Here is a 19,764-nt window from a genome sequence, read left to right as displayed (position 1 = left end):
ATTAATACTTAACAAGCGCGGAACCCCAAGTGAATCCGCCACCAAACGCTTCCATGAGAACGATTTGCCCGCGCTGAATTCGACCATCACGTACCGCAGTGTCCAAGGCAAGCGGGATAGAGGCCGCAGAGGTGTTCCCATGTTTATCTACAGTCACCACAACGCGATCCATCGACATATCTAATTTTTTAGCAGTTGCCTGCAAAATACGAATATTGGCTTGGTGCGGCACCAACCAGTCCACATCGGATTTTTGCAATCCGTTGGCAGTCAAGGTCTCGTCTACAATTTGATCCAAGGTGTTCACGGCCACTTTAAAGACGGCATTGCCTTCCATCTGCACGTAATCTTGCTTTCCACCACTTCTGGGTACATGCAACATTTTTTCATATTGCCCATCCGCATGAATATGTGTGGAAATCACGCCTTGTTCAGTACCGGCTTGTAAAATCACAGCCCCAGCACCATCGCCCCACAAGATACAGTTACTACGATCCGTGTAATCTGTAATGCGAGAAAAACTATCTGCGCCAATGACTAATACACAACGGTTAGTACCCGCTTTAATAAAGTTATTAGCTACTGCCAATGCATACACAAACCCACTACATACTGCCTGAATATCAAATGCAGGACAGCCAGAAATACCTAACTTACGCTGCACCATGGTGGCAACGCTTGGGAATATTTTGTCCGGCGTGGTGGTTGCCACAATAATCAAATCGATGTCTGAGGCTTGCACAGACGCCGCTAAAATTGCTTGCTTAGATGCCTCATAGGCAAGATCACTCGTGGTTTCCTGCTCAACAATGTGACGCTCACGTATTCCGGTGCGGGAAAAAATCCACTCATCGGTGGTATCCACCATTTTTTCTAAATCTTGATTGGTGAGGATTTTGGGTGGGAGGTAGCTACCTGTCCCGGCTATTTTTGAATAAATCATAGCGTGAGATTATGCCTGAAAAGTGCTGCAAAACCTACCATTTAAGCTGTTTGCTCAGTGACTGTTGGCGTAGAAAGAATTTGCGCATGCTCCAATTCCAGCTGCTCAGAGATGCGTTTTAACATACCACTGCCCGCCTCATCAATAGCCACATGCAGGGCATTGCAAAACGCCACACTGTCTGCGCCGCCGTGACTTTTCACAACGATACCGCGCAAACCGAGGAAACTCGCGCCATTGTAACGGCGCGGATCCAAACGTTTTTTGAACGCCTTTAATACAGGCATCGCCCCTAGCGCCATCAGCTTGGTTAGCCAGTTCTTTTTAAACTCTTGCGTTAAAAATTTGCCCATCATGTGGGCCAAGCCTTCGGTCGTTTTTAAAGACACATTACCTACAAAGCCATCACACACCACAATATCGGTGGTACCTTTAAAAATATCATCGCCTTCAATATTGCCATAGAAATTGAGGTGACTATTGCGCAACAATTCGCCCGCCTGCTTTACCACTTCATTGCCTTTGATTTCTTCTGAGCCAATATTTAATAAACCAATGCTTGGATTCGGCTTGTTTTCAACGCTGCTGACCAACATCGCCCCCATGATGGCAAATTGGTACAAATGCTCAGGCGTGCAGTCTGCATTGGCACCCAAGTCCAACATAAAAGTTGTCCCTTTTTCCGAAGGCAATGAAGAGGCAATGGCAGGTCGATCAATTCCAGGCAGTGTTTTTAAAACGAAACGCGCAGTAGCCATCAATGCGCCAGTGTTACCGGCGCTGACACAGGCATGCGCCTCTCCGGTTTTCACCATATTAATGGCGACGCGCATGGAAGAGTCTTTTTTGTTTTTCAAAGCACTCTGTGGGGATTCGTCCATTTGCACCACTTCGCTGGCATGATGAATGCGTAGACGCGGACTAGTGCTGACCTTATGTGCAGTCATCTCAGCCTGAATCGCATCTTGCAATCCTACCAAAACGATATTTACTCTGGCATTTTCTCGAATAGCTTGAATTGCCGCCGGCACAGTTACGTGCGGCCCATGGTCACCGCCCATGGCGTCAATTGCAATCGTGATATCCATGTGCGGGTGATGGTGAGATGTGGTCATAATAGTATCCAAACGTGCATTCAAATGGGCCAATGGCCTGTGATTAACTCAAGCTAGATATGCAAACGCCGCACTTGTCACAGTGCGGCGCATTTAATTAACCTTGCTTTTGTATCAATAAAGATAGCAGCAGATTAACAATTACTCACCTTTAGCAGGCATTACTTTACGACCACGGTAGTAGCCATTTGGACTCACGTGATGACGCAAGTGTGTCTCACCTGTCGTTGGCTCAACGGCTAATGGTGGGTTTGTTAAGAAATCGTGTGAACGATGCATGCCACGTTTTGAAGGTGACTTTTTATTTTGTTGAACTGCCATAATGTACTCCAATTAAAAACTGCCAAAAATGAAGATTAATGGCAATCATGTAAAATATGCGATAAGTGACTAATCCATAATAATAATCTATTTTGTGTTCATGTGTAAATCAAAACACAACATATTGTCATAAATTATCTTAATTTCCGTCCTTTTTTAAGGCCTTTAATACAGAAAACGGATTGGGCTTTTCCCCGCTCTCCAGATTTAACTGCTTACATTGCGTCTGATGTACTGGCGCAATCGGCAACGCAATCAACAACTCATCTTCTATTAGAGCCTGTATATCCATCGCCTCGGATGACTCAACCCAATCCAAATCATCATTCTCATCTAGCGCCGTAGCATCTTCAGCACTAATCACATAGTCAAAATGGAGCGTCATGGGCACATGGATCGACTCTAAGCAGCGCTGACACACCATGGGCAAATTTGCTTCAACATCCAAATGCAAACTTGGCAATTGAAAACGATGCGACTGTCCAGCCAGCTTAAAGCTCACTTTTGACGTACCAGCCACATGCTGTTCTGTCAGCATCGCATTCAAGCGTGTCAAATTGGCCAATGGTACATCTCCCACAAGTACTTGCTGTCGCTTAGCAAAATCCAGATTATTAATGTAATGCGCTTCCATTGCTTCCTCAAATCCACATACTTAAATGAAGAGTGCCATTCTAAACCTTGGGGCAAATTGTCGCCAGCGTCACCTTTATAAGCAGTGACGCCCGTGTTACAATTGAAAAGTTTGTTAGTCAGAATTTAGGTGTCTTGTGTTCAAAAAAATATTGGTCGCTAATCGTGGGGAAATCGCTGTACGCATTGTGCGCGCTTGCTCTGAGATGGGCATTAAATCGGTTGCCATTTATGCAGAGGCGGATCGCCATGCATTGCATGTAAAAAAAGCGGACGAAGCCTATAACATTGGGACGGATCCCGTTGCCGGCTACCTGAACGCGCACAATATCGTCAACGTGGCTGTAGCCGCAGGCTGTGATGCGTTGCATCCTGGCTACGGTTTTTTATCTGAGAATCCGGAATTAGCCGAAATCTGTGCACGCCGTGGCATTAAATTCATTGGTCCGGATGCCAATGTGATTCGCCAAATGGGCGACAAAATTCAAGCACGCAATGCCATGACCAGTGCTGGCATTCCATGCACACCGGGCAGTGATGGCAACTTAGAAAATTTGGACGAGGCGGTCAAGCTCGCCAGCTCAATCGGCTATCCAGTCATGCTCAAAGCCACCAATGGCGGTGGTGGGCGCGGCATTCGACGTTGTGACTCTGAGAAAGATTTACTGACCAATTACGACCGTGTCATTTCCGAGGCGAGCAAAGCTTTTGGTAAGCCGGAAGTGTTCTTAGAAAAATGTGTGGTGTCACCACGCCATATTGAAGTACAAGTATTGGCCGACAGCCATGGCAATGTGATTCACTTGTTTGAACGTGATTGCTCTATTCAACGCCGCAACCAAAAACTGATTGAAATTGCACCCTCCCCACAACTTAGCCAAGCACAACGTGACTATATTGGCGGATTAGCAGTGAAAGCCGCCAAAGCAGTGGGTTACGAAAATGCAGGCACTGTAGAGTTCTTGCTTGATTCTGACAATACGTTCTACTTCATGGAAATGAATACGCGCTTGCAAGTGGAGCACACGGTGACAGAAACCATCACTGGCGTGGATATTGTGCAGGAGCAAATTCGCGTAGCCTATGGACTGCCATTGCAATACAAACAGAGTGAAATTCATTTCCGTGGCTTTGCCATGGAATACCGCATTAATGCGGAAGATCCTAAAAATGACTTTCTACCAAGCTTTGGTAAGATTACGCGCTACTACTCTCCGGGCGGCCCTGGGGTCAGAATGGATGCTGCCATTTACAGTGGTTATGTTATTCCGCCCTATTATGATTCGATGTGCGCGAAACTGACTGTTTGGGCGCTAGATTGGGAAGGCGTCATTGAGCGTGGCAGACGAGCACTTGATGACATGGTGGTATATGGTGTTAAAACCACCATTCCATATTACCAAGAAATCATGAAGCATCCCGACTTTAGAGATGCTAACTTTAACACCAGTTTTGTGGAAGCACACCCGGAGCTTGTTAACTACAAAACCGAGTTTCCACCAGAGTTATTTGCTGCAGCCATTTCTGCAGCGATTGCAGCACACGAAGGCATTTAATTATTAACGTTTTAGACTAAAAAATTATGAGCAAAATACATATCACCGAATTGGTTTTACGCGATGGTCATCAATCTCTAATCGCAACACGCATGCGCACTGAGGATATGCTACCTATTTGCCCACAATTAGATGCCGTAGGCTTCTGGTCATTAGAAGCATGGGGCGGCGCCACTTTTGATGCTTGCGTCAGGTTTTTAAAAGAAGACCCATGGGAGCGCTTAAAAAAGCTACGTAAAGGGTTACCAAACAGCCAAATTAACATGTTGTTGCGTGGCCAAAATTTACTGGGCTATCGCCATTACTCTGACGATGTGGTGCACGCATTTGTAAAACAAGCGGCCAATGCTGGTGTTGATGTATTCCGTATTTTTGATGCACTCAATGATGTACGCAACCTACAAACTTCAATTGAAGCGGTTAAAAAAGTAAAAAAACACGCCATTGGCACTCTCTCTTATACCACCAGTCCTGTACATGACATCGCCTACTTTGTAGACATGGCCAAAACATTGGAAAACATGGGCTGCGACAGTATTGGTATTAAAGACATGGCCGGATTACTCACGCCGACGATTGCCGGTGACTTAGTAAAAGCGCTTAAATCAGCAGTTAGTTTACCAGTTCACATGCATAGTCATGCAACGTCTGGTCTGGCTAGCATGGTGATGCTCAAGAGTGTGGAAAATGGTGTGGATATTATCGACACCTGTAACTCTTCATTCTCTGAAGGTGCTAGCCACCCAACGACAGAGAGTATGGTGGCTGCACTAAAAGGTACCGAATACGACACTGGCCTTGATTTGGCTAAGCTTCAAGAAATTACCGCATACTTTAAAGACGTACGTCAGAAGTACTGGCAATTTGAAAGCGCATTTACCGGTGTGGATACACGTGTATTGGTGAACCAAGTGCCTGGCGGCATGATTTCCAACCTATCCAACCAACTGAAAGAACAAGGCGCGCTGGACAAAATGGATGCAGTGTTAGCAGAGATCCCACGTGTGCGCGAAGATTTGGGTTACCCGCCTTTGGTCACACCAACTTCACAAATCGTTGGTACGCAAGCAGTGCTTAATGTAATGACTGGGGGCCGCTATAAGTCCATTACCAATGAAGTAAAAAATTACTTCTTAGGCCAATACGGCAAAGCACCCTCTACCGTCAATGCGGAAGTAAAAAAACTGGCAGTGGGTGATGGTAAAGTCATCACTTGCAGACCGGCTGACTTGCTAGAACCAGAAATGGCAAAACTGCAAGCAGAAGCAGATCGTATTGCGCAAAATGATGAGGATGTACTGACCTATGCCATGTTCCCGGACATTGGTAAAACATTCTTGCAAGAGCGCAATGCCGGCTCATTAAAACCAGAAGCACTGCTCACCAAAGAAGCTGTGAATACTTCATCTGCGCGCTACGCACCAAACGAATTTAAAGTGACCTTACATGGCGAGACTTTCCACATTAAGCTCACTGGAAGTGGTCATGCCGGTGAAGAGCAACGTCCATTCTACGTTTCTGTGGATGGTATTGCCGAAGAGGTCATTGTAGAAACACTGAGCGAAGTAGAAGTGTCAGGCGGCAAATCTACTGCCAAGAAAAAAACTGCATCTGTTACCAGTAGTGGCCGCCCTCGCCCACACCATGCGGGCTGTGTCACTACCGCCATGCCGGGCACTATTGTCGCAGTAAAGGTCAATGTGGGCGATAAAGTGAAAGCGGGTGACGGCGTGCTGGTGATTGAGGCAATGAAAATGGAAAATGAAATTCAAGCGTCTAAAACAGGTACAGTGGTTGCCGTACATGTCGCTAAAGGCGACACCGTGACACCGGATGAGTCTTTACTTGAAATTCAGCCTGACTAATCAGCGAGACCTGCCAGTGAACCACATGGCAGGTCTTACTGTATCTCGCTTATGAAACAAACCATCATCCTCGCTTCATCCTCAGTGTATCGGCGCGAGCTGCTACAAAAGCTACAAGTACAATTTAGCTGTGTTTCCCCAAAAATTGACGAAACGCCTTATCCAGATGAAAAGCCACATCAAACGGCATTAAGATTATCTGAAGAAAAAGCGAAAATAGTAGCGGATGAATACCCGCATGCATTGGTCATTGGCTGTGACCAAGTCGCCACATTGGACAATACCGTTTTAGGCAAACCGCTTAATCATCAAAATGCTACCAAGCAATTACAATTGATGCGCGGCCGTGAAGTCACTTTCTACAGTGCACTTTGCTTGCTAAACGCGGCCACCGGCAATATACAATCCGAAGTGGTGCCTACTTTGGTCAAGTTTAGAAATTACTCTGACGAGGCCATCGAAAACTATCTGGCAAAAGATCAACCCTACCAATGTGCCGGCAGCGCCAAATCCGAAGGCTTGGGCATTGTGTTGATTGAAAGAATGTTAGGCGAAGACCCCAACGCATTGGTTGGCTTGCCATTAATTAAGCTGATTACTATGTTTTCCAATGAGGGCGTCACTATCGTTTAATTAAACGTTTAATTAAAAAAATTACAATATATAGTTGTAGGTGCTGTAAAAATTCCAATATATAGCGTATTATGCAATTCATATTTGATTATTAGCCTTCATTAAAAAGCTAACTATATGTCTACACAGAAAAAAACAATTAAAGTGTTCATGTTTTTACTACCAGCTCTGATCACATTGCTTGGTTATGCTGCTTTTCATGACATGCTATTCAAAGAACGTCCTTGTTTAATCAACTGTGATACACAATCCCCCTACTCTGATAACGAAAAATTAAAAAAATGGCTCGCATTTCTTGAGTCATTACGTGACAACCCGTTTGCCACAGACCCGACACGCAAAGGCAGTTCACCAACCGCATTAGACTTAGCTTTTTTACAAAATAAATTTGCCAACAAGGGCGACTATTTTCAACGCTATAAGCAGATGATTAGCGATTTAACCAATCCAACAGTCGTAAAAGAAGTCAATGAAGAGCGTAAATCACCTATTCACGTTGCTCAGCTAAGCGACCCTAGTACCACGAGTGACACTAACGCTCAAACCTTTGTTATTGACCAAGTGCCAGAGGACATTAAAGACCCTCTTTTTATTGTAGGGTCACCTAACGATCAACGATACCCTCCTAAGACGCCGTATTTCGAGAAAGATCAACCACTCGGCCCTCACAAACCTATTGAAGAACCAAAAGACCCTGGACCTCCTGGTCCACCACCTCCACCTTATGAGCCAGGCAACGGTGGTCCTTCCAATCCAATATCCAACGTACCCGTACCGAAAGCCGTGTACTTATTACTAGGTTTAGCGCTTGCCATTGTGGCTATTCGATTCAAGCTTTCTCACCGCACACACTGATACAGATGAGATAAATGCATATTCCAAAATATTTAACTTTATTTTTGTTCTCACCCCTATTTGTGACTTCCCTCACTGCCGCTGAAGATAGTAACGAACTGTTAAGTTTGGCCAAAGACCAACAGTCGCTTGCCATTACTATCTATAACAATGATCTCGCACTGGTAAAAGACACACGCGCCATCAAACTCAGCAAAGGCATACAAACGATTGCTTTACGCGACGTCAGTGCACAAATTCGTCCGGAAACAGCCTTATTTAAAAGCATCAATGCAGTGGGCAGCATTAGTGTATTAGAGCAAAATTTCGATTTTGACTTACTCACTCCAGAAAAATTATTAGAAAAATATGTGGGTAAAACCGTCAATCTATTAAAAAGTAATCCGGCAACTGGTGTAGAAACTAACGAGGTAGCTACCGTACTTTCTGCCAATAACGGCGTGGTACTCAAGATCGGCAATCGTATTGAAACCGGTCCGTTTAACGGGTCACTTAACGGGAAAATTGTGTTTGACACGATTCCTGCCAACTTGCGTGACCGCCCCACTCTCACCACAGTGATTAACAACAAAGTAGCGCAGCTACAAACTGTGGAACTCAGCTATTTAACTGGCGGCTTGGGCTGGAAAGCAGACTACGTAGCCGAGTTGAATGCAAAAGAAGACAGTATTGATTTATCCGGCTGGGTCACACTATCCAACACCAGTGGCGCAACGTATCAACATGCAAAACTGCAACTGGTTGCAGGTGATGTTAATCGTGTACATCCACAAGGCAGACCCATGGTAAAAACCATGCGCAGTGATATGGCCATGGCAGAGGCCGCTATGCCTATGCAAGAGGAATCGCTGTTGGAATATCATTTATACACGCTAGATCGCGCCACTACGATTGCCGATAACCAAACCAAACAAGTAGCCTTATTAAGCGCTCAGCACATTCCTGCACGTAAAGAGCTGGTGTTAAAAGGTGCTGACTACTATTACCAAGGCCAATATGGCGAAATTGGTACCAAAATGAAAGTGGGCGTATTTGTTGAGTTTGACAATACAGAGCGTGCGCAACTTGGCTTGCCTTTGCCCAAAGGTATTTTACGCGTGTATAAAAAAGACAATGCCGGTAATGCACAATTTGTGGGTGAAGATACCATTGACCACACGCCCAAAAATGAAACGGTGCGCTTAAAACTTGGCGATGCTTTTGATGTGACGGCAGATAAAAAACAAACCCAATTTAAAGTGCTGCCAAAGCCAACTAAGGGCATCAATGCGTTTGAAAGCGCATACGAAATCACGCTCAAAAATGCCAAAAAAGAAAAAGTGGTGGTCAGTGTTCAAGAACCCATTTCTGGCGATTGGAAAATCCTGAGTGAAAGTGCGCCGCACCGCAAAGCCAATAGCCAACTGGCTATTTGGCAAATAGAAGTGCCAGCTGAGGGCAGTACCACACTCAGCTATCGCGCCCAAGTCAAATACTAATCACCACTCTCTACCACAAGTGAAATCAGGCACTCTGTATTTTATTCCGGTCACCCTTGGGGATGATTTAGTCGCACATGTGCTTCCCACTGAAGTATTGGCGCGTATTCGCACACTTGATACATTTATTGTAGAAAATGAAAAAACTGCACGCCATTTTCTGTCTAAGATTCAGCACCCAACACCCATCCGCGACATTACCTTTAAAACACTGAACACTCACACCGCAGAGAAAGAGCTAGCTGCGTTATTGACAGAGTTAATAGCTGGCGTGGATGTTGGACTCATGAGTGAAGCGGGATGCCCTGGCATTGCTGACCCTGGGGCATCACTTGCTTGGCTTGCGCATCAAAAAGGGATTCGAGTCGTGCCACTTGTTGGCCCTAGCGCTATTCTACTTGGGTTGATGGGGAGCGGCCTGAATGGGCAACGCTTCACCTTTTTAGGCTATCTACCCAGCGATAAAGCGGCACGTATACAGCAATTAAAAGACATTGAAAAACGCTCAAAAGCCATGCACGAAACCCAGATGTTTATTGAGACGCCCTACCGTAACCAGCACATGCTCGAAGACATTTTGGCACATTGCCATGCGGAAACCAGACTGTGTGTGGCGTGCAATGTAAGCCTAGCGGATGAATTGATTCTGACCAAAACCGTAGCCAAGTGGAAACAAACCCCACTGCCGGATTTGCATAAAAAGCCTACAGTGTTTTTACTACTGGCCTAGCGATAACAACGCCCTCACTGGGGCGTAGCTACGGCGATGCACAGGCGAGACACCATGTTGTTGCAATAAGGTCATATGTGCTGCTGTCGGGTAGCCTTTATGCTGCGCAAAGCCATACATAGGGTATTGTTGATCCAACAAATAAAGCTCTGCATCACGCGCAGTTTTTGCCAAAATAGAAGCAGCAGAGATTGCTTGGACTTTACTATCCCCCTTCACAATCGCCTCGCAAGGTAGGTTCAATGTTGGGCACTTGTTGCCATCAACCTGCACCAATATTTCAATACCGGCTAATGCATGTTGAAACTCAGCTTGCAATTGCGTCACGGCGCGTTGCATAGCAAGCAAGCTGGCTTGCAGTATATTAATCCGGTCAATTTCTTCCACCGAGCTACTGGCAATAGACCATGCCAGGGCGTGCGCTTTAATTTCTATGGCAAGCGCATCTCGCTTTTTTTCGGTCAATTTCTTAGAGTCGGCCAGACCTTCAATAGGGCGTGAAGGATCGAGTATTACAGCCGCTGCATAGACAGCACCTGCCAAAGGGCCACGGCCTGCCTCATCTACGCCGCAGATATAGGGTGCCACGATCATAAATAGCTGAGTACAGTTTGGGCTGCTTTTTTCGCACTATTTTGCTTTAAACCCTGATGGATATGGCTAAATGCATCTTTTAACGTTTGCAAATAGGTTTTATCACTGAGTAAACGCAAGGTTGCATCAGCCACGTTCTGTGGCGTTGCCTCATGTTGTAAGAGCTCTGGCACTAAGAACTTACCTGCAAGGATATTGGGCAACCCTACATAGGGAAGATATTGCATACGCTTGAGAATTTGCCAACTCAAAAATGGCATTTTATAGGTAATGACCATCGGTTTTTTAAGCAAGGCTGCTTCTAATGTTGCGGTACCAGAAGCCACAATCACGACATCTGCGGCTTCCATTGCATCGTGCGCATGGCCAAACATTATTTGCATATTCAACACCATCTCAGGTTGCAAAAGATAGGCGGCATGAATTGCCCTCTCAAAAATCTCGCGCGTTTCGCGTGTAATGAGCGGCACTAAAAAAACCACCTGTGTCGTGTCTGCGTATTCATGTTGAATAATCTGCGCGGTATCCACAAACAGCTGCGCATGCTGTGTGACCTCAGATTGACGACTACCAGGCAGCATGGCCACCACAATGGTATTGGCATGAATTTTCAGCGTCTCACGTACTTTGTCAACATCGGGTTCCATTGGCAACACATCGGCCAGAGGATGCCCCACATAAGTGACCGGTATATTCACTTGCTCGTAGATAGGTGCCTCAAAAGGAAATAATGCAAGCATATGCGAGACCGCACGCTTGATTTTATGTATACGCCCCTTACGCCATGCCCAAATAGAGGGACTCACGTAGTGAATGGTTGGGATGCCTTTGGCTTTTAATTTACGCTCTAGCCAAAAGTTAAAATCTGGCGCATCAATCCCGACAAATACGTCAGGCTTAGCTTCTAGTAATTGTTTTAGCAACTGCTTACGTAGTTTGAGTAGTCCGTACAAATGGCGTATGACTTCAACATAGCCGCGCACAGAAAGCTTTTCCATGGGAAACAAGGATTGCGCACCCAAACTAATCATTTTGGGCCCGGCAATGCCTAGAAAGGCAATATCACTTCGCTCGGATTGCAACGCTTGAATCAAATGAAAGCCCAATAAATCCCCTGAGGCTTCCCCGGCCACTATGGCCACTTTGGGTGCGGTTTTTGACATACGATACTTTAAGTAATCTAGCGGATAATACCGCGTGTAGATATATCAAGAAAATCAGTAAGCAAACCGATTTCTGAACATCTTCCCTTCATGCTGGCTAACTCTAGTTTAGCTTCTTCTAATGTAAGACTATTACGATACAACACTTTATAAGCGCGTTTAATTTCTAAAATACTTTCCGGGCTAAAGCCGCGACGCTTTAAACCTTCGGAATTGATGCCATGCGGCTGCGCATCGTAGCCAGACGCTGTAACATAAGGCGGAATATCCTTAAACACCACAGAACCTACCGCGGTAATGACATGAGCACCCACTTTGCAAAACTGATGGATTAAAGTAAACCCACCTAAAATTGCAAAATCATGGATATCCACATGCCCTGCCAACGAAGAATTATTGGCCATGATGGTATTGTTGCCAATCACACAGTCATGCGCAATATGCACATAAGCCATAATCCAGTTATCGTTACCAATCTTGGTGGTGCCTTTGTCTTGAATGGTGCCCCGATTAAACGTACAGAACTCGCGAATCGTATTGTTATCACCAATCTCTAGGGTTGTTGGCTCATCACGGTATTTTTTATCTTGTGGTTGTGCACCTAAAGAGGAAAACTGGAAAATCTGATTGCTCTTGCCAATAGTCGTTGGGCCTTCAAGCACAACATGACTGCCAATGCGTGTATCCGCTCCCACGCGCACACCCGCGCCTACCGTAGTGTATGCACCAATTTCAACACTTGAATCAAGCTCCGCCTTATGGTCAATGATTGCCGTCGGATGAATTTTTGTTGTCATACACTAATCTTTGTTTACTTGAGTGGTTAGATACTAGGCTGGCGGTTAGCAGCCACACAATTACTTTTCGATGGCCTTCAGGATACACATCATGCTGGCTTCAGCAACCACTGTACCATCCACAGTTGCAACTCCAGTGTATTTCCAAATGCCTTTTAAAATACGATCAATTTTTACATTGAGAATAATTTGATCGCCAGGAGACACTGGTTTTTTAAATCTTGCACTGTCGATTCCCGCAAAATAGTACACAGAATCATTATTGGGCTTGGTACCCATGGTTTTAAATGAAAGTACTGCAGCAGCTTGCGCCATCGCCTCTACAATTAACACGCCAGGCATTACCGGGTGATAAGGAAAATGTCCGGGAAAGAACGGTTCGTTTACGGTCACATTTTTGAGCGCTGTGATTTCTTTACCAATTTCCATCGAGAGCACACGGTCTATCAATACAAAAGGATAACGATGCGGTAAATGATCCAATATTTCGTGGATATCCATACTGTTTATTGCATTTTCTGACATAGCGACTCTCTAACTCTGATTATTTTGCTTGATGACTTATTTGATGAATAGCATCTTCTAAAGCTTTTATTTTATCTGTTAATTGGTTCAAGTGGCGAATATTTGCGGCGGTTTTCAGCCACGCCTCATGTTCTTGGAACGGCATGAGCGCAGTATAGGTTCCAACTTGGCGAATCGAACGCATAATCATGCTGCCAGGCGAAATAGTAACGCCATCCGTAATCGTTAAATGTCCAAGTATCATGGCAGCACCACCAATTTTGCAATGCTTGCCAATAATGGCACTACCTGCAATACCCACGCAACCAGCAATCACCGTATGTGCGCCTATTCTGCAGTTGTGGGCAATCTGAATCAGGTTGTCCAACTTTACACCCTCTTCAATCACGGTATCGTCAATCGCACCTCTATCCACAGTGGTGTTTGCGCCAACATCGACATGATCTTCAATCACCACACGACCGACTTGAGGAATTTTTACCCAGCGACCATTTTCTTCTGCATAACCAAAGCCATCGTTACCAATCACACAACCCGTATATAAATGACAGTGCTTGCCAATTTTAGTGCCGTGCTTAATGGTGACATTGGGCTCAAGCACTGTTCCCGCTTCAATCACCACATGGTGTTCGATGACACAGCCAGCACCTACAAAAACATCTGCCCCCAGCGTCACGTGATCAGCAATCACCGCATTTGCTTCAATCGACACACTTGGGTCAATTTGTGTATGCTCTCCAATCACGACACTCTGATGAATGCCAGCAACACGTTGTGGTTGAGGATTAAGCAACGAAGAAACCTTAGCAAAATAAGCGTAAGGATTGTCGGTAATGATTTTAGGAAGTGCTGTTAAATGCGTATGTTCTGGCTTAAGAATCACGGCACTCGCTTGCGTTTGCGTAAGTGCGTTTAAGTACTTGGTATCCATAAAGAAACCGATTGCACCAACCTGTGCATAGCCCAGTGAACCAACACGATCGATTGGCGTGGAAGCATCCCCAGACACCTCACCCCCCAGCGTGTTTATAATTGCGGCAATCGTCAGCATCATCTCACCCTAGCACGCGTGAGATGCTACTTCTTACCTAAAAGCTTAAGTACTTTATCGGTAATGTCTATTTTCTTACTGGCATAGGCTACGCCGCCGTACACGACCAAATCAAAATTATCTGTTTCGGCCACTGACGTAACTGCTTTATTGATACGGTCTTGCAGCACAGCTAGCTCTTCATTTTTTCTGAGATTAATGTCTTCTCTGAGCTCACGTTGTTTACGTTGAAATTCTAATTTGAGATTAGAAGCATCGCGCTCACGGTTACGACGTTCAGTATCTGTGGTCGTCAACCGGTCTTTGTCTAAGGTAGCTTCTAAATCTCGAATTTGCTTTTGCAAGCGATCTAATTCTTGTGAACGCGGGCTGAACTCTTTCTCGAGCTTTTTACCACTTTCTGCAGTTTGCGGAGCTTCTTGCAGCAATTTATCGACCTGCACATATCCTATTTTGAGTTCTGCTGCGCTAACAGTCGCGCTTAACACCACCCCTAATACAACAGTTAACGATACAAAAAATTGCTTCAATCAATACTCCTTGGATATCCATTCATCTTATAGGATTCACGGCCGAATTAAAACTGCTGCCCTAATTGGAATTGTAACACTTGTGTATCGTCACCCTCTTTATCATTCAGCGGCTTGGCTAAAATTAGCTTTAGCGGACCAAACGGTGATACCCAAGTGACACCTACACCTGCTGAAAACCGCAATGCATCGGCATTGATAGATTCCGACCCAGCATACACACCACCGCCATCCAAGAAGGCACTCAATCTAAACTGCTTAGTGTCTTTAATCAAAGGTACGGGCATAAATAACTCTACGTTACCAAGCACGCGTTTGGTACCTCCCACGGAGAACTCCTGTCCCGTCGTAGGATCAATATCACGCGGGCCAAGTGAACCATTCTGGAAGCCACGTAATGAGTTCACGCCACCTAAATAGTAGTTTTTAAAGAATGGGTATTTCTTACCGCCATAGGTGTCGCCATAACCGAGTTCACCATTCAACATGAGTGTGAAGGAACTGCCTAGATCTTTATACCATGCGTGCTGATAGTTAAGTTTGTAGTACTGCAAATCAAGGCCGGGTATTGCCACTTCTGCCGTCAGTTTCTGTAAAACACCTTTACTTGGGAACAAGATATTATCGCGCGAATCATAGGTCCAGCCTGCAGACAATTGCACCGAGTTACTATCACAACCACTGGTGTTACCGCAGAAATTAATATATTGAACTGGGCTACTGCTATTCAAATCAATTTGGGTAAAGTCAGCGGTAATACCAGCGGATAAAAAGTCACGCTCAGTCAGTGGTAAACCAAAGCGTACGCCGAAGCCGTAAGATGAGCTTTGATAAGAACCCAGCTGGCTCGTCTGACTAGTATCTGTGTCTACGTCACGACGATACACATCAAAACCGCGACTGATACCATCTGGTGTAAAGTAAGGATCCGTGAATGAAAGTGAATATACCGTATTGACTTTACTGGTGTTGATTTGCGTGGCGACACGGTTACCCGTACCCAAAAAGTTAGGCTGGTTAATATTGAAGCCTAATACCACGCCTTCGTTACTGGACAGACCCGCACCAAACTGAACACTGCCAGTCGCCTTTTCAGCCACATTCACATTCAAGTCTACTTGGTCATTTGTACCTGGTACTGCTGGCGTCTCAAGTTCTACGCTATCAAAGTATTGCAAACGATCCAGACGTTCTTTTGAACGTTTAATTTTGTCACCTGCATACCAAGCCGACTCTAATTGACGCATTTCACGACGCAATACAGAATCCCGTGTACGTGTATTCCCAGTCAGGTTAATGCGTCTAATATAGACTTTACGTCCAGGGTCGACAAAGAATGTAAATGCTGCCGTGTGATTTTCTTTGTTGATTTCCGGAATGGCATTGACGTTTGAAAACGCATAGCCATCTTCACTGAGTCGGTCACCTAACGCTTTGCTGGCTTCTGATACCAGTTGGCGATTAAACACATCGCCCTTATGAATTGTAATGAGCTTGGTCAAGTCAGCTTCAGGCACTTGTAAATCACCTGCAAGCTTCACATCGCTAATGGTGTATTTTTCACCCTCAGTGATATTGACTGTAATATAAATGTCTTGTTTATCAGGAGAAATAGACACCTGCGTTGAATCAATCGCAAACTCAAGGTAACCCTGATTCATATAGAAAGACTTGAGTGTTTCTAGGTCAGCGGTTAATTTTTGTTTGGAGTATTGGTCATCTTTATTCCACCAACTCATCCAGTTAGGTGTAGTCAGCAAAAACTCTGCGCGTAAATCTTCGGTGGTGAATGCTTGGTTGCCAACAATATTGATATCACGAATTTTGGCAACCGCACCCTCCTCAATTTCAAACTTCACGGCGACACGATTACGCTCTAACGGGCTGACCACTGTTTTGACAGATGCGCCGTATTTACCTTGCGACAAATACTGGCGTTTGATTTCCTGCTCGGCACGATCCAATTGGGATTTATCGAAAATCTGGCCTTCAGAAATGCCGATTTGCTTCAAACCATCTTTCATTTTGTCGGAAGGAAATGATTTATTGCCGCTAAAGTCAATCTGCGCAACAGAAGCACGCTCTTGCACAGTCACGACCAGTACATCACCTTCAGCCTCAACGCGGACATCTTTAAAAAAGCCCGTACCATATAAAGACTTAATGGCTTGTGTGGCTTTTTCATCGCTCATCACATCACCCACTTGCATAGGCAAATAGTTAAATACCGTGCCAGCTTCTGTACGTTGCAAGCCTTCTACCCGAATATCTTTAATGACAAAAGGCTCTATCGCCAAAGCGGAGTTGCTTAATAAAGCAAACATCAATGCTGAAATGATTTTTGGTTTTAATTTCATTACTTTGCTTCTATTAACCAATCATAAAACGATTGATATCGTTAAAGATTGCGACCATCATCAAAAGGCCTAGTACCCCAAGACCAATTTTCTGACCCATCATCATCACCTGTTCGGAGACAGGCGACCCTTTAAAAATTTCTACGATATAATACATCAAATGCCCGCCATCCAGCACAGGTATCGGCAAAAGGTTGAGCACACCAATACTAATGCTTACCAGCGCTAAAAAGCCCAAAAACACTTTAATACCCAAACTTGCACTTTCTCCGGCAAAACTGGCAATACTTACCGGGCCGCTGATGCCCTTCCAAGACACTTTACCAGTCACCATATTGGCAAGCATCTTGAGGCTAAACACCGAGGTATCCCAAGTTTTCTCTACTGCCTTTTGTAGACTCTCCAGCACGGAATAGTTCACCTCAACGAGCAGGTTTTCCAACGCTTGCTTATCAACCTTAACACTTGCCCCCAAACGCCCTACTGTACTACCATTCTCCGTGATCGCTTCTGGCGTCGCATTAATACGAATAGATTGCTGATGCCTCAACACCTCAAATTGAATCTGCTTATTGGGGCTTTCTTTGACGTAGCTGACCACACTTTCCCAGTTTTTCACCGCGATATGATCCAAAGCAACAATCTGATCGCCCACTTGAAACCCAGCAGCCACTGCCACAGATGACGGCAACAGCTCGCCTATCACGGCCGGTACATCAGGCTTAGTCATGTCCATGCCTAACTTATGTAAGATATCTTCTTCCGCATTATTGTTAACACCATCAAAACTGAGTGTTGTGAGATGCAAAGCATTGCCAGCATCTAATGTCTCTATTTCCACCGCACTCTTTTCAAGAGAAGCGTTTAACAGTACCCACCGAGCATCTTGCCAAGTTTTCACTGGCTGACCATCCACTTTTTGGATGACATCACCCTTTTTCAAACTAGCCTGACTAGCCAAACTATCTGCCTGCACTTCGCCCACGATGGGCCTGATACCTGTGACACCTAATAAAAACAAGCCCCAATATAAAATCACCGCCAACAATAAATTGGCCGCAGGGCCTGCCAATACCACGGCCATGCGCTGATATACTGATTTACGATTGAATGCGTTTGCCAACTCCTGTTCAGAATACTGAGGAACGCGTCCGCGTAATTGAGGGTCTGCCTGCTCTTGTTGGAGCTCACGTTCATCCAACATTTTGACGTAACCACCCAATGGAATGGCTGCCAAAATGAACTCTGTACGGTCTTTACCTAGGGTTGTTTTCCACAACGGCTTGCCGAAGCCAATAGAAAAACGTAATACACGTATGCCACACCAACGTGCGACTTGATAGTGTCCATATTCGTGGATTGTCACCAACAAACCAATAGTGACAATGAATGCTAATACAGTCATCATGCGCTTAACACCTCAACATTGGCATGGTTAGCCAACCAATTTCGCGCATACGCTCTAGCGCGCGCATCCACTTCAATCAATTGCTCCAAACTACTCACTGCCTCGGTAGGAATAGCCATCAGCGCGTCTGAAATTAATTGTGGGAGCTCTAAAAAATGTAATGATTTCTGCAAAAATGCTGCAACGGCAATTTCATTTGCAGCATTTAGAATGGTTGAAGCGGTACCACCCAATTTGAGCGCGTCATACGCTAGACGCAGACAAGGGAAACGTTCCATGTCCGGTTTCTCAAATTGTAGCTGCGCAATTTCTATCAAATTCAAAGACTTGACACCAGCCTCAATACGCTCAGGGTATCCCAGTGCGTAAGCAATCGGCGTGCGCATATCAGGATTCCCCAACTGTGCCAGCACACTGCCATCTACATATTCCACCATAGAGTGAATCACACTTTGTGGATGCACCACCACTTCAATTTGTTCCGGCTGTGCATTAAACAACCAATGTGCCTCAATCACTTCCAGCCCTTTATTCATCAGGGTTGCTGAGTCTATGGTGATCTTTGCACCCATCACCCAATTGGGGTGTTTTAACGCCAGCTCAGTAGTGACTTGTTTTAATTGTGCTTGGCTGTAGTTTCTAAACGGGCCACCAGAAGCCGTCAAAATAACCTTGCGCACGCCACCTTCTTGCAAATGGGCATGTGATACTGGTGGCATCACCTGAAAGATAGCATTATGCTCACTATCAATAGGCAATAATGTTGCACCGCCTTGTTTGACCGCTTGCATAAACAAGCTGCCCGCCATCACTAATGTTTCTTTATTCGCCAGTAAGATACGCTTACCAGCATTGGCTGCGGCCATTGCAGGTTTCAGTCCGGCAGCACCCACAATCGCCGCCATGACGACCTGCACATCATCGCAGCTGGACACAAACTCCAGCCCTTGCATGCCTACCAAGACCTCAGTCAAGGAATTAGCTTCGCGTAAGCGTTGCGTGAGTTGATGCGCCGCTTGCTCTTCTAACAGCACTGCATAGCGTGGTTTGAACTGAAGACACTGCTTAAACAAACTATCTACGTTATTGTTAGCTGCCAGTGCAAAGGCATTAAAACGTGCAGGATGACGCGCAATCACGTCGAGTGTTTGCTGTCCGATAGTGCCTGTGCTGCCAAGTATGGTGACGTTTTGCAATCTAAAATCCGCGT

General features: G+C 45.3%; 19 protein-coding genes. 6 read left to right on the top strand and 13 right to left on the bottom strand.

Features of this window, described 5'->3' with window-relative positions; genetic code table 11:
• Position 1: 1 nt before the first annotated feature.
• The 4 genes from FG11_RS04370 to FG11_RS04355 all read right to left on the bottom strand — a co-directional run bounded on the left by FG11_RS04370 (position 2) and on the right by FG11_RS04355 (position 3,013).
• Positions 2–943, bottom strand: coding sequence for a beta-ketoacyl-ACP synthase III (locus FG11_RS04370; RefSeq protein WP_020181876.1), 942 nt, complete (start codon positions 941–943; stop codon positions 2–4).
• A gap of 41 nt (positions 944–984) precedes the next feature.
• On the bottom strand, positions 985–2,031 hold the full coding sequence (gene plsX, locus FG11_RS04365) for a phosphate acyltransferase PlsX (protein WP_025224211.1): 1,047 nt from the start codon (positions 2,029–2,031) through the stop codon (positions 985–987).
• A 168-nt stretch (positions 2,032–2,199) separates the two neighbouring features.
• Positions 2,200–2,379 (bottom strand): 50S ribosomal protein L32, encoded by a 180-nt coding sequence (gene rpmF / locus FG11_RS04360; protein WP_020181874.1) that lies wholly within the window; start codon positions 2,377–2,379, stop codon positions 2,200–2,202.
• Positions 2,380–2,518: 139 nt separating this feature from the next.
• A complete protein-coding gene (locus tag FG11_RS04355; RefSeq protein WP_047533378.1) occupies positions 2,519–3,013 on the bottom strand; it encodes a YceD family protein in 495 nt (164 codons plus the stop codon).
• A gap of 136 nt (positions 3,014–3,149) precedes the next feature.
• Between FG11_RS04355 and FG11_RS04350 the strand changes: the two genes are divergently transcribed.
• The 6 genes from FG11_RS04350 (at position 3,150) to FG11_RS04325 (ending at position 10,129) form a co-directional block, all read left to right on the top strand.
• On the top strand, positions 3,150–4,568 hold the full coding sequence (locus FG11_RS04350) for an acetyl-CoA carboxylase biotin carboxylase subunit (RefSeq protein WP_047533375.1): 1,419 nt from the start codon (positions 3,150–3,152) through the stop codon (positions 4,566–4,568).
• Between the two features lie 26 nt (positions 4,569–4,594).
• Positions 4,595–6,433: a sodium-extruding oxaloacetate decarboxylase subunit alpha gene (gene oadA, locus FG11_RS04345; RefSeq protein ID WP_020181871.1), complete on the top strand. Its 1,839-nt coding sequence runs from the start codon at positions 4,595–4,597 to the stop codon at positions 6,431–6,433.
• 51 nt (positions 6,434–6,484) lie between these two features.
• Positions 6,485–7,066 (top strand): Maf family protein, encoded by a 582-nt coding sequence (locus FG11_RS04340; protein ID WP_047533372.1) that lies wholly within the window; start codon positions 6,485–6,487, stop codon positions 7,064–7,066.
• A 117-nt stretch (positions 7,067–7,183) separates the two neighbouring features.
• Positions 7,184–7,921: a hypothetical protein gene (locus FG11_RS04335; protein ID WP_047533369.1), complete on the top strand. Its 738-nt coding sequence runs from the start codon at positions 7,184–7,186 to the stop codon at positions 7,919–7,921.
• A gap of 14 nt (positions 7,922–7,935) precedes the next feature.
• Positions 7,936–9,399 carry a DUF4139 domain-containing protein gene (locus FG11_RS04330; protein WP_088177896.1) on the top strand — a complete coding sequence of 488 codons (1,464 nt, stop codon included), beginning with the start codon at positions 7,936–7,938 and terminating at the stop codon, positions 9,397–9,399.
• Positions 9,400–9,418: 19 nt separating this feature from the next.
• On the top strand, positions 9,419–10,129 hold the full coding sequence (locus FG11_RS04325) for an SAM-dependent methyltransferase (protein WP_026361683.1): 711 nt from the start codon (positions 9,419–9,421) through the stop codon (positions 10,127–10,129).
• Here the strand turns inward: FG11_RS04325 and rnhB are convergent.
• Genes rnhB through ispC form a run of 9 tightly spaced genes read right to left on the bottom strand, consistent with a single transcriptional unit; the run spans position 10,118 to position 19,750 of the window.
• Entirely contained in the window at positions 10,118–10,723 is a 606-nt protein-coding gene (gene rnhB / locus FG11_RS04320) for a ribonuclease HII (protein ID WP_047533367.1), read from the bottom strand. The genes FG11_RS04325 and rnhB overlap by 12 nt on opposite strands.
• On the bottom strand, positions 10,720–11,886 hold the full coding sequence (lpxB, locus tag FG11_RS04315) for a lipid-A-disaccharide synthase (RefSeq protein ID WP_047533364.1): 1,167 nt from the start codon (positions 11,884–11,886) through the stop codon (positions 10,720–10,722). The genes rnhB and lpxB overlap by 4 nt, the downstream gene beginning before the upstream one ends.
• A 17-nt stretch (positions 11,887–11,903) precedes the next feature.
• The gene (gene lpxA / locus FG11_RS04310; protein ID WP_047533361.1) at positions 11,904–12,683 is read right to left on the bottom strand and encodes an acyl-ACP--UDP-N-acetylglucosamine O-acyltransferase; all 780 of its coding nucleotides are present in this window, start codon (positions 12,681–12,683) and stop codon (positions 11,904–11,906) included.
• 60 nt (positions 12,684–12,743) lie between these two features.
• A complete protein-coding gene (gene fabZ, locus FG11_RS04305) occupies positions 12,744–13,208 on the bottom strand; it encodes a 3-hydroxyacyl-ACP dehydratase FabZ (protein ID WP_025224203.1) in 465 nt (154 codons plus the stop codon).
• 19 nt (positions 13,209–13,227) lie between these two features.
• On the bottom strand, positions 13,228–14,259 hold the full coding sequence (gene lpxD / locus FG11_RS04300) for a UDP-3-O-(3-hydroxymyristoyl)glucosamine N-acyltransferase (protein WP_081978226.1): 1,032 nt from the start codon (positions 14,257–14,259) through the stop codon (positions 13,228–13,230).
• Positions 14,260–14,285: 26 nt separating this feature from the next.
• A complete protein-coding gene (locus FG11_RS04295) occupies positions 14,286–14,789 on the bottom strand; it encodes an OmpH family outer membrane protein (RefSeq protein ID WP_020181861.1) in 504 nt (167 codons plus the stop codon).
• 47 nt (positions 14,790–14,836) lie between these two features.
• Entirely contained in the window at positions 14,837–17,146 is a 2,310-nt protein-coding gene (bamA, locus tag FG11_RS04290) for an outer membrane protein assembly factor BamA (protein WP_047533354.1), read from the bottom strand.
• Positions 17,147–17,159: 13 nt separating this feature from the next.
• Complete coding sequence (gene rseP, locus FG11_RS04285) at positions 17,160–18,554, bottom strand: RIP metalloprotease RseP (protein WP_047533350.1); 1,395 nt, start codon at positions 18,552–18,554, stop codon at positions 17,160–17,162.
• The gene (ispC, locus tag FG11_RS04280; RefSeq protein ID WP_047533347.1) at positions 18,551–19,750 is read right to left on the bottom strand and encodes a 1-deoxy-D-xylulose-5-phosphate reductoisomerase; all 1,200 of its coding nucleotides are present in this window, start codon (positions 19,748–19,750) and stop codon (positions 18,551–18,553) included. The genes rseP and ispC overlap by 4 nt, the downstream gene beginning before the upstream one ends.
• Between the last annotated feature and the right edge of the window lie 14 nt (positions 19,751–19,764).

The sequence above is a fragment of the Methylotenera sp. N17 genome (genome assembly GCF_000799155.1).
GTDB lineage: Bacteria > Pseudomonadota > Gammaproteobacteria > Burkholderiales > Methylophilaceae > Methylophilus.
Note: the sequence above shows the minus strand (reverse complement) of the source record. Positions and strands in the feature narration are given on the sequence as shown.

Coding starts and splice junctions, on each gene's coding strand:
- FG11_RS04370 (WP_020181876.1), bottom strand. CDS start 943: ATGATTTATTCAAAAATAGCCGGGACAGGTAGCTACCTCCCACCCAAA.
- plsX (WP_025224211.1), bottom strand. CDS start 2,031: ATGGATATCACGATTGCAATTGACGCCATGGGCGGTGACCATGGGCCG.
- rpmF (WP_020181874.1), bottom strand. CDS start 2,379: ATGGCAGTTCAACAAAATAAAAAGTCACCTTCAAAACGTGGCATGCAT.
- FG11_RS04355 (WP_047533378.1), bottom strand. CDS start 3,013: ATGGAAGCGCATTACATTAATAATCTGGATTTTGCTAAGCGACAGCAA.
- oadA (WP_020181871.1), top strand. CDS start 4,595: ATGAGCAAAATACATATCACCGAATTGGTTTTACGCGATGGTCATCAA.
- FG11_RS04340 (WP_047533372.1), top strand. CDS start 6,485: ATGAAACAAACCATCATCCTCGCTTCATCCTCAGTGTATCGGCGCGAG.
- FG11_RS04335 (WP_047533369.1), top strand. CDS start 7,184: ATGTCTACACAGAAAAAAACAATTAAAGTGTTCATGTTTTTACTACCA.
- FG11_RS04330 (WP_088177896.1), top strand. CDS start 7,936: ATGCATATTCCAAAATATTTAACTTTATTTTTGTTCTCACCCCTATTT.
- rnhB (WP_047533367.1), bottom strand. CDS start 10,723: ATGATCGTGGCACCCTATATCTGCGGCGTAGATGAGGCAGGCCGTGGC.
- lpxB (WP_047533364.1), bottom strand. CDS start 11,886: ATGTCAAAAACCGCACCCAAAGTGGCCATAGTGGCCGGGGAAGCCTCA.
- lpxA (WP_047533361.1), bottom strand. CDS start 12,683: ATGACAACAAAAATTCATCCGACGGCAATCATTGACCATAAGGCGGAG.
- fabZ (WP_025224203.1), bottom strand. CDS start 13,208: ATGTCAGAAAATGCAATAAACAGTATGGATATCCACGAAATATTGGAT.
- lpxD (WP_081978226.1), bottom strand. CDS start 14,259: ATGCTGACGATTGCCGCAATTATAAACACGCTGGGGGGTGAGGTGTCT.
- bamA (WP_047533354.1), bottom strand. CDS start 17,146: ATGAAATTAAAACCAAAAATCATTTCAGCATTGATGTTTGCTTTATTA.
- rseP (WP_047533350.1), bottom strand. CDS start 18,554: ATGATGACTGTATTAGCATTCATTGTCACTATTGGTTTGTTGGTGACA.